11 protein-coding genes and 1 other annotated feature are annotated in these 9,656 nt (G+C 37.3%); of the genes, 6 read left to right on the plus strand and 5 right to left on the minus strand.

Going from position 1 to position 9,656, the window contains the following annotated elements; all coding sequences use genetic code 11:
• Positions 1-343: 343 nt before the first annotated feature.
• Complete coding sequence (locus PNIG_RS14590) at positions 344-916, plus strand: YolA family protein (protein WP_013463092.1); 573 nt, start codon at positions 344-346, stop codon at positions 914-916.
• Positions 917-959: 43 nt separating this feature from the next.
• On the opposite strand, the gene PNIG_RS14595 is transcribed toward PNIG_RS14590, so the two are convergent.
• The 3 genes from PNIG_RS14595 to PNIG_RS14605 form a co-directional block, all read right to left on the minus strand.
• Positions 960-1,397, minus strand: a complete 438-nt coding sequence (locus PNIG_RS14595) for a hypothetical protein (protein WP_013463093.1) — start codon at positions 1,395-1,397, stop codon at positions 960-962.
• Positions 1,398-1,637: 240 nt separating this feature from the next.
• A complete protein-coding gene (locus PNIG_RS14600) occupies positions 1,638-2,018 on the minus strand; it encodes a hypothetical protein (protein WP_024606317.1) in 381 nt (126 codons plus the stop codon).
• Positions 2,019-2,190: 172 nt separating this feature from the next.
• Positions 2,191-3,410, minus strand: a protein-coding gene (locus tag PNIG_RS14605) for an IS3 family transposase (RefSeq protein WP_223230517.1) whose coding sequence is annotated in 2 segments (ribosomal slippage) — positions 2,191-3,122 and positions 3,122-3,410 — 1,221 coding nt in all. Because the reading frame shifts where the segments join, the coding sequence is not laid out codon by codon here.
• Positions 3,016-3,132, minus strand: a sequence feature (AL1L pseudoknot). It overlaps the preceding gene by 117 nt.
• Positions 3,411-3,620: 210 nt before the next feature.
• Here PNIG_RS14605 and PNIG_RS14610 point away from each other — a divergent pair.
• From PNIG_RS14610 to PNIG_RS20420, 3 genes are all read left to right on the plus strand, one after another.
• The gene (locus tag PNIG_RS14610; RefSeq protein WP_024606314.1) at positions 3,621-4,340 is read left to right on the plus strand and encodes a hypothetical protein; all 720 of its coding nucleotides are present in this window, start codon (positions 3,621-3,623) and stop codon (positions 4,338-4,340) included.
• A 125-nt stretch (positions 4,341-4,465) separates the two neighbouring features.
• Positions 4,466-5,668, plus strand: coding sequence for an IS256 family transposase (locus PNIG_RS14615; protein WP_008465246.1), 1,203 nt, complete (start codon positions 4,466-4,468; stop codon positions 5,666-5,668).
• Positions 5,669-5,703: 35 nt separating this feature from the next.
• Complete coding sequence (locus PNIG_RS20420; protein ID WP_089368985.1) at positions 5,704-6,018, plus strand: DUF4879 domain-containing protein; 315 nt, start codon at positions 5,704-5,706, stop codon at positions 6,016-6,018.
• A gap of 58 nt (positions 6,019-6,076) precedes the next feature.
• On the opposite strand, the gene PNIG_RS14625 is transcribed toward PNIG_RS20420, so the two are convergent.
• Positions 6,077-6,520 carry a hypothetical protein gene (locus PNIG_RS14625; protein WP_024604508.1) on the minus strand — a complete coding sequence of 148 codons (444 nt, stop codon included), beginning with the start codon at positions 6,518-6,520 and terminating at the stop codon, positions 6,077-6,079.
• Positions 6,521-6,935: 415 nt separating this feature from the next.
• Complete coding sequence (locus PNIG_RS14630) at positions 6,936-7,568, minus strand: recombinase family protein (protein ID WP_263972598.1); 633 nt, start codon at positions 7,566-7,568, stop codon at positions 6,936-6,938.
• Between the two features lie 85 nt (positions 7,569-7,653).
• On the opposite strand from PNIG_RS14630, the gene PNIG_RS14635 reads away from it, so the two are divergent.
• The gene (locus PNIG_RS14635) at positions 7,654-8,166 is read left to right on the plus strand and encodes a hypothetical protein (RefSeq protein WP_024604506.1); all 513 of its coding nucleotides are present in this window, start codon (positions 7,654-7,656) and stop codon (positions 8,164-8,166) included.
• Positions 8,167-8,286: 120 nt separating this feature from the next.
• Entirely contained in the window at positions 8,287-8,961 is a 675-nt protein-coding gene (locus PNIG_RS14640; RefSeq protein ID WP_013463096.1) for a hypothetical protein, read from the plus strand.
• Positions 8,962-9,656: the final 695 nt, after the last annotated feature.

Genomic DNA, 9,656 nt, shown 5'->3' on the forward strand with positions numbered 1-9,656 from the left:
AATGAAAATAGATATTCATTATAAAGTGAAAGTAGAAGGAAGGTTTTCTATTAATTTAATTTCCCTAATTTCTGTAGCCCAATTGGTTATAAGTTTAATAGGTTAATTGTTAGGTAGGGGGTATTGCAGGTCAAAGTGTGATACCCCATTATTTTAGCCGCTAAAATTAAAGTTTCACCGGTGAAACTCAGTTGTTGGATGAAGGTCTTGTGTTTGATTTTCTGCTATCAGTTAACAAATATAAAAATTAATTATTTATCATTATGTTTTCATTTTTTGACAATGCTAAAGGCGTGAACTATAAATACCTTTCAATTGATATTAAAAGGGAAATTCAAGGACTATGAAAATAAATTTAATTAATTGCCTGCTATCTGTAGTCATAGCAACTGGTGTAAGTAATATGAGTTATGCTGAGGAAGTTCCGCGCAGTCAACAAGTAATTACCTCCCTTCCTGTACTCACTAGTCAGAATGCTCCAGCTCCTGCCGAAATCAAAAACATCCGCATGGAGTCTGAATTAATGGCTCGAGCATCAGCTCCGCCGCTATCTTCAATGTGGGTATATGCTGTTGGTTCAACTGATTGTGGGTGGGAGTCCACTGTTGGTATGACAACAACTGCATGTGATCATGGGGGAGAGCAGCTGCGTACTGCTGTTTTAGAAATTGGTTATGGTTATAATCATATTGCTTGGATGAACGGTGGGTTACTTCCGAGTTCCACAATGTACTCAAGTACGCCTGTTTGTGTGACTGGTAGTAATTACACATGGCCTTGTACCGCTGGGCAAACTGTCGTGGGTTTCCTCAATGAATACAATGTCGATGGTCATCAAAACGGATTATTCAAATACCAAAATACTTCGACTAATTCGCCATGGAATACTATGTCAGTCCAGATCAGTATTCTTTGATTTATTAATGATGTAGGCCAGACATTCTGGCCTTTTTATATTTCTAAATACGAATGTTAACACCAGTACTTTTGTCTTGCATGATAGACATAGCTGATTCTAACATCTTCAAAGTAGTCTCGTCATTGCGTGACAGTGCGCCTTGGATGCCATCACGCGTTTTTTGAATGAAGTTATATCGTGTTTCATCACTGTGTGCACCTGCCAGTTCGCCTCCATTTACGGGTATTTTCATAGTCATAGCCATGAAAGGCCTGCCGTCATCGAGAGACATTTCTCCATTGCGGATTTGAGTGTTGGCCCAGTCCCGCATTTCTTGCCGGGTCATACTAGTGAAATCCGCCTGTTTTGTGCTGCTGTCAGTCTTATCATTGTCTGTTTGTGCTGCTGTTAATGCAGCCGAAAATGACGTTGAGGCCTCTGTTGAAGGCTTGGTACGCTGGTTCCCATTAAAATAATGTACGTTTGCATCAACTCGCATAGGTTCTTTTCCTTAGTATGATCGTATGAGTGATATTAACTGCAAAACCTGCGCCATAATTATACACTTATAGTCTTTTGAAAACGCCTTTAAAAAGTTTATTTAAATTAAGTTGTTGAAGGTAATTCATCGTAAAGTGAAAAGCTTAATACAGAGGTGTTGGACGGCAAAGGCTTTCCGGTAACTGGAATATTTACTAATAGGCTTGGCTCATAGGCCTTAAATTATTCAGGATAAAGCCTAATAAAAGAAGGTTTTGAAATAAGCAATATTAAAGTGAAATATTGGGATCGAGATTGATACAAAGATGAGGGATATAGAAATCAATATCCATTTCAATTTTTTGATTTCTTTTAAGTGATTTGCATTTTTAAGCGATTCATTTAGCCGCTGAATATTTAGTTCAACTTCGTGTACAGTCTCCTGAGAGACGAGCGCTAAATCTTTAATACTATCAACAGAGCTTTTTAAGTTTTTCTCTGTTGCTAGTATATGAGTATCAACGCTCTTAATTTCCAGTGATTTCTTCACATATTCAGATAAAGAAATACCTTCCTTTTGCGCCTCACTACTTAAAGACTCTTTTAATTTATCGTCAATTCGGATGCTTAGAATAGCCATTCTAAAATACCTCTGATGTATACGGGTGTAAACAAAGCGTATACGCCTATTTTTAAAGGCGCAACAGGTTATTTTAGATGAAAACTGTGTATGACAAAATGAGATAATAGGCACGCTGTCGAATGTATACAAATGAATCGCCCCGAGTTCATCGGAGACCAGTTTGTTTAAGTCAGGCCACTTTACCTGACTCGTTTAAATTATCATAGTAGTCTGTTTCATATTGAGCTGGTGAAATATACCCAATTGAAGATAATAAGCGTTGATTATTAAACCAATTGACCCACTCTAACGTTGCGTATTCAACAGCATCAACATTCTTCCACGGGCCATTTCTGCGAATAATCTCTGTTTTAAATAATCCATTTATTGTTTCAGCCAATGCATTGTCATAAGAGTCACCCACACTGCCTACAGACGCTTGAATTCCAGCTTCAGCAAGTCGCTCAGTGTATCGTATAGACAAATATTGGCTGCCTCTGTCGCTGTGGTGAATTAACCCTTCGGGGTTGCCACGATGCCAAATAGCTTGCTCTAACGCATCAAGAATAAGCTCTGTGTGCATTGTCGTTGATACACGCCAACCTACAATGTATCGTGAAAAAACATCTATCACGAAAGCGACATAAACAAACCCACTCCATGTGGCAACATAGGTGATGTCAGCTACCCAAAGTTGATTTGGCTGCTCAGCAGTAAATTGACGATTAACTAAATCAAGTGGCTTATCTTGTTGCTCGTCAGGTATCGTTGTCTTATGTGCTTTACCCCGACGAACACCTTGAATTCCCATAACTCGCATCAATCGTTCGACTGTACAGCGGGCGACTTGATGGTCGTCAAGCTGTAGCTGCTTCCATATTTTTCTTGCACCATAAACTGACATATTATCCTCCCACACTTCGCGAATGAGTATTATCAGCTCAGCATCACGCTTTTTGCGGTTAGACAGTCGCTCAGGCTCTCTTTGTATCTGTTTATGAGAATAATACGTTGATGGTGCAATCGGCAATTCCTTGCAAATTGACTCGACACCGTAATGCTCTCTGCAAGCATCAATAAAATCCACTATTACTTCTGTTTGCGGTCGAGCTCCGCTTGGGCGAAAAAAGCGGCAGCTTGCCTCAGGATATCATTCGTTCGCTTGAGCTCTTTATTCTCGCGCTCTAAGACGGCAAGGCGTTCTTCAGTTGATTGCGTATTAGAAGAGGGTTTAGACGGTTGAGCTTGAGATTTCTTGACCCATGCTCTAAGTGTTTCTGGGGTACATCCCAGTTTATCTGAAATCGATACTAGCGCAGCCCAAAGAGAAGGGTATTCATGCTGTTGTGTGGTAACAAGCCTAATTGCACGTTCACGAAATTCTGATGTATAGCGATTTGATTTTTTCATAGTTCCAGTTTCTCAAGTTATTGAGTCTCTGGCAAACACGGGGCGATTCAAAACTACGCCCACATTACCTCTACAAAGATATGCCGAGTCTAAGATTTAAGTAATGCTTATTATCTATGTATATTAAGTTAATTTTTCTTATTAGAAACAACTAAAGTAAGATAATAACCTGCCGATAACTAGTAATAAATAACGAACAAGGAAAATGATATGAAAGTTAATTCAAATGATACTAATCTAGCATCGCAGTTTATATCGAACGGTTCAGAAGTGAAAATTAATAAACCTGTAAATGGTAAAGAACAAATAAATAGTGAAATGGAGCGACTAGCTAAGGACATATATCATAATGATCAGCCTAAAGAGCCTAAAGCGACCTATGATAAGCCAATGAATATATCAACAAATAATGTTGTATCAACAAGGGAAGCAGAAGAAAAAGCGTTAAATAATATTCGAATCGCTACTGTGAATCTTTATATGCCGGGTGGTGAAGTTTCCAACTCTGTTGAAAAAATGTTTACTCAGTATGACAATATTGTGGCTGAAATAGCGGCCGAACAACCATCATTAGCGAATAAAGACTGGGGGATATCAATCAGTCAATCAGGTGAGCTAGAAGTTACAGGTTCTATTAATGATAAAGAGAAAAGTCTGATATCTGAAAAATTAAATGACAACGGGGATTTTGTGGCCGCAGCTAACGAGTTTAAATCGAGCTTTCTAGAGCACATTGACTTGGGAGTTAGGGGGTGGTCAAGTTACGACGTAAACGAAGATAATTTCTCAAAAATATTTGATTTAAAAGAAATTCTGGATAATTCACAAGGAGGAGAAAGCTTTAAACAGGCTTGGAATAAGGACTTTAGTTGGCTTGAGTTAAACGATAATATCTCATCTCAACTTAGAAGAAATGCAGAACGAGAGTAATTTATTGCGAAAGGGCCTCATTTAGAGGCCCTTTTAAATTATGAAGGTTCGCTAGAAATTAAATCCTGAGGTAGTGTTTAGAAATCTGTGTCATTTCAGTATTATTAAGAAAACAGGAGTGACACATGACTCAATCTTTCGACTTCAACAAAGCATTAGCTGAACTTCAAGCTGGTAAAGGCCTTACTGGCGAAGACGGTGTTCTAACACCATTAATTAAACAACTCACCGAAGCGGCTCTTAAAGCTGAATTAGAGCAGCATTTAGAATCTGAGACCCAAGTTAACCGTAAAAATGGTTCAACCAAAAAAACAGTTAAGTCATCCATAGGTCAATTTGAACTTGAAACGCCCAGAGACCGTTCAGGTTCGTTTGAACCTCAGCTTGTTAAAAAGAACCAAACCAAGTTAACGCCTGAAATTGATGAGAAAATCCTATCTATGTTTGCTTTAGGTATGAGCTATCGAGATATTCGAGGCCACATACAGGATATGTATGGCGTTGAGGTATCAGAGGCCACCATCACTGCCGTAACAGACCAACTGATACCAGAGCTTAAAGCATGGCAAGCGCGCAGCTTAGACACGCTTTACCCGTTTATCTGGCTTGATGCCATTCATTATAAGATTAAAGAAAATGGGCGCTACGTGAGTAAGGCTATTTATACCGTACTAGGTGTCAATATCGAGGGCCGCAAAGAGTTACTTGGTTTATATATCTCTGAAAGTGAAGGGGCTAACTATTGGTTATCAGTATTAACAGATTTACATAATCGTGGTGTATCCGATATTTTAATTGCCTGTGTTGATGGACTAAAAGGCTTCCCTGAAGCAATAGCAACAATCTATCCTGACGCCGAAGTGCAGGAGTGCGTTATTCATCAAATTCGTAATTCGATGAAGTATGTTGCTTCAAAGCACCAAAAAGAGTTTATGGCTGACTTGAAACCCGTTTATAAGGCAGCCACTAAAGATGCAGCAGAAGCCGCTCTCGCCGAATTAGATGCCAAATGGGGCAAGTTATACCCTATCGTTATCGAGTCTTGGCGTCGTAAGTGGGGCAATCTGTCGGTTTACTTCAAGTATCCAGATTACGTGCGAAAAGCTATTTATACCACAAATGCAATTGAAGCTGTACATCGTCAGTTTAGGCGACTCACCAAGACTAAGGGAGCATTCCCTAATGAAAACAGCTTGATGAAATTATTGTATGCAGGCATATTGAATGCCTCGAAGAAATGGACAATGCCAATCCATAATTGGAATCTGACATTGTCGCAATTGGCCATCCACTTCGAAGGTAGGTTAGATGGTGTGCTAGATATTTAGCAACTTAGGCTGACACAGAATTCTGAACGCCCTCTATAGACCCTGTATCAGCTAATCAGTTCTCAACCACTCAAAATCATGGCGGTGGCCAAGTTAGAGTTTATGTATTTCAGTTCGGTTACGGTAATACAAACAACGCAACGTTTGCAGGTTCTAGTGTATCTGCCACATCTAGCACTCCTAGATGTGGAGCAAACCTAAGTACTTGTAGTGCAGGCCAAACAGTTACTGGATTCCTCCATCAATTCGATTTTTTTGGCGCATCAAATATAAGTGGTACTGTTAATGTTTCAGCAAATTCGATAGCATCACCATTTGGTTTTTGGAGTGATTCTGTTTTCGTTCAATAATTAACACACAAGAATTAGAGCACAACCCATGTTCACAATGACACACGAACATGGGTATTTAACCAATAAGTTTTACAATATCAAACACTCTAGACTTAGCTTCAATTGCATTTCTCATTTGAGCTGACCCGTCACTATGTAATTTTAGGCTTTCCAATTCCTTAGTCACGTGAGCTACATAATTAACTTTTTCATCTAAATTAAAATCAATACTTGGTGGTGTATACATATCAAGCATTTGACCGCTAGAAATTAACTTATTGTCATAAAGCTCTTTAGCCATTCCCATTACTTCATTTCCAGAAATATTGGTCATATCGTATTTATTTGCAATTTCTTGCCATTTAGCTTCAGCATTGCGACCGGCAGAGCTGATTGAAACGGTGTCTGTTTCGGTTTTCTTGGTTGTGTTAGTAGCCTGTCCATCATTTATTCTTGTGCTTAACGCGCTATGTTGGGCTGACTCAGCATGATTAACATACGGTGTATTAGTAATTTGCATATTTGCTCCCTTATTAAATATTGCAACGACAATGCTTATATCAGAGCAAGTAGCAGGCCAACAAATCGAAACCTGTTATTTGCAACAGGTTTTTTAGAAGTATTAATACTAATCTCACAAACTAAGTGATCATTTATATGGGTTAAAACCACTAACTACTGCGTTATTTATTTAATTATTAGAACAGCTAGTTATGTAAAAAAGCCTTGTGTTTAATGATTTTCCTCCGCCTAAAATAGATCACTTAATTAATGAAAGTGGTATAAGCACGAAAGTACACATCGAGGTAGAAATGTCAGTGATTTTAGCCAACAGAAGCGGCAAATGGGAAATAGTATGGTTTAATAACGGCAAACTATTGCCGATTAAATAAGGGGATAATTAAGTATTCATTTAAATCTCGAATGAATGAGATCTAGCCTAGCGATAATTTTGTTGCTTCAGTTGATACTTTTTCAAATACATCATTCAATATTCTATAAATCGTAGCCGAACCCAAGTCATAATCTTTTGCCAATTGACCAATGGGTACACCTTCTTTCCTTTTATTATAAATTTCTAAATCTATTTCATCGGTTCTTTTTGTTGGTCGACCAAATTTAACGCCGTGCTCTTTAGCTTTAGCAATACCCTCTAGTTGCCGCTCAGAGCGTAAATCAGTTTCAAATTCGGCAATGGCTGCTAACATGTTAAACATTAACCTTCCAGTGGGAGTAGATGTATCAATTGCTTGGTCAATTACTACTAGATCAATATTTTCTGCCTGAAAGCGCTCCGCAACTTGTGATAAGTGAATAACGGAACGCGCAAGACGGTCTAATCTGGTGATAACAAAAGTGTCCCCTTCCCGAAGATAATTCATGCACTTTTGAAACTCTGGTCGAGCCGCTGTTTTACCACTTTGCTTTTCATGATAAATTTTATCGCAGCCAACTTGATTTAACTTATCAAGTTGCACTTCTAAACTTTGACCTGTTGAGCTTACTCTCGCGTATCCAATTTTTGACATTTTTTTATCGTATACTTTAAGATGTTTTGATAAAAACATTATGAGAGTACTTTTGATAATAGTCAAATATAGTTATCATAAAGTATAGCTTTTTGTAAACTAACTCAATAAAGGATTTTAAGTTATGAAATATTCACATTTACTCCCTGCAACAATGTTTGTTGTTGCTGCTGCAAGTTTTTCTTTCAATGCAATCAGTGCTGATACTTCGGTTACAGAGTCATCTTCGATTCAAGTACAAGAGCAACATGATCAAGTTGCATCATTGAATTCTATTCTTGATTTTGAAGAAGCAGCTAAAAATGAGCAAACAACCAGTGAATATGAACGTTGTAGCCCTACAATTTACACTAGATACACTAGTCTTAAATTGGAGCAGACTCGAACTATTGCAAGCTTTACTTATGATGGTGGTAATTGCCGTAGATACGGTTTTGCAATTTTAAGAAACTATGACGGACATGATTTCAAAGTGACTTTGGTTGATAGCAATGGAGATAGAGTTGCTGGCGGATATAGCGTAGCAGTTTCCACTTCTATCTTTAATGCAGGCACTTATTATTGGGAAGTTGAAAATAAAACAACAACTGGATCTACTTATGGTGGAATTACTTATGAAGTAAGATCTGGTGGCTAGTTAAACTTTCTATTAACGACTCAGCCCTATGAGTCGTTAATAGAAAACAATCTAAAATAAAAGCTTAAGTTTTATAAAATTATGTCGATAAAAGAAAACGACATATGAAAAAGGATTTTTATGAAAATCAGCACCAATCTACTACCTACTCTATTTGAAAGTAAAATATCTATTTTTACAAACAGTGATGATGAAAAAATAAAAAGCTTTTCTACTAAAACAAGCGAAAGTGGCTTAAAAATTAATATAAACACAACTCACCTTGATCCTAAAGTTAAAGAAAAAAAAGACAATAATGCTTTTGATTCATCATTAATTGAGGGAAGTGCATATGAAAAAGTATTTAAAAAAGAAGAGCTCAACTTTTCTAATATGAGTATAAAAGAACTTCATAGTATTGTTAAAAATGTGAATGAAATGGAACGAGAATACACACAAAAATACGATAGTGATGAACCAGTTAGATTAGGTAAGTCAGGAAACCCCATAATATCCAAAAAAAGAGAAGATATGAATAGTTTAGAGTCTAAACTTAGGATCCTTTCTTATGGTGGAGGGGATGTAGATCCTGATAAAAAAATTAATGTTATGGAGTATTTTTCTAATAGTTCAGAGAAATTAGATGGACTTGCTAAAGAATATCCTGAACGTCAGACTTATCAAGTAAGAGCCTCTTACATGAAAGAAATAATTAATACGTTTGATAAATTTATATCAGACGATACTTTTGATTTATATCAAGAAAAGGCTGCTTTATTGTTAACCGACAAAAAGAAAGTCGATGTTTTTATTTGAAAAAAGCCTAGAACATAGCAAAACAGCTAACAGCTTATTGAACACCATTTTGGTGGTTTATAACACACCGAAACGGCGTATATTACATACCCTGATAATTTCACCAATAATTACCTTTGTAAACAAGTAATTAAAACAGCTAGGAATTAAGCATGTTATTTTGCCCCAAAACGGCGTTTAATAATGTTATTGGACAAAATTAGATTTCTACTTAAAACACAGGAATAAATTTAACTTTTTCAGTGTCCGGTTATCGCTCAAAGCCGACCTATAGAATAATTGCTTTAACACGTTTTGGGGCAAAAGCTTGTTAGAACAAAAGGCAGACTGCGATAAATAGCATCGAAAAGTTTCAAACTTTATTGCCATGGTTTCGGTATTTATTGTCGAGTTTCATACTTTAATGTCCTCCGACAATAGGTGCCGTTGGCATGGTCATTCTCATCATCAAAAATGAAAAGAATAACGGTTAAAAACACCTACTGGCTAGACAAAAACGTGTACAAATTGAACGATTGCCATTCAAGCCGATCACTCAATACCATTTTGACCGAAAAGTGATCGGCATCGATGGTATTGAGTGATCTTGATGGATGGTATTAGGTGATCGGCTTAGATAGTATTAGGTGATCGCGATGCATGAAGTCAATAGACTTAATAGAAGAAGCTGCTAGGGGTTTACATCCCGAAGCTTT

Source organism: Pseudoalteromonas nigrifaciens, assembly GCF_002221505.1.
In the GTDB taxonomy this organism is placed as follows: Bacteria; Pseudomonadota; Gammaproteobacteria; order Enterobacterales; family Alteromonadaceae; genus Pseudoalteromonas; species Pseudoalteromonas nigrifaciens.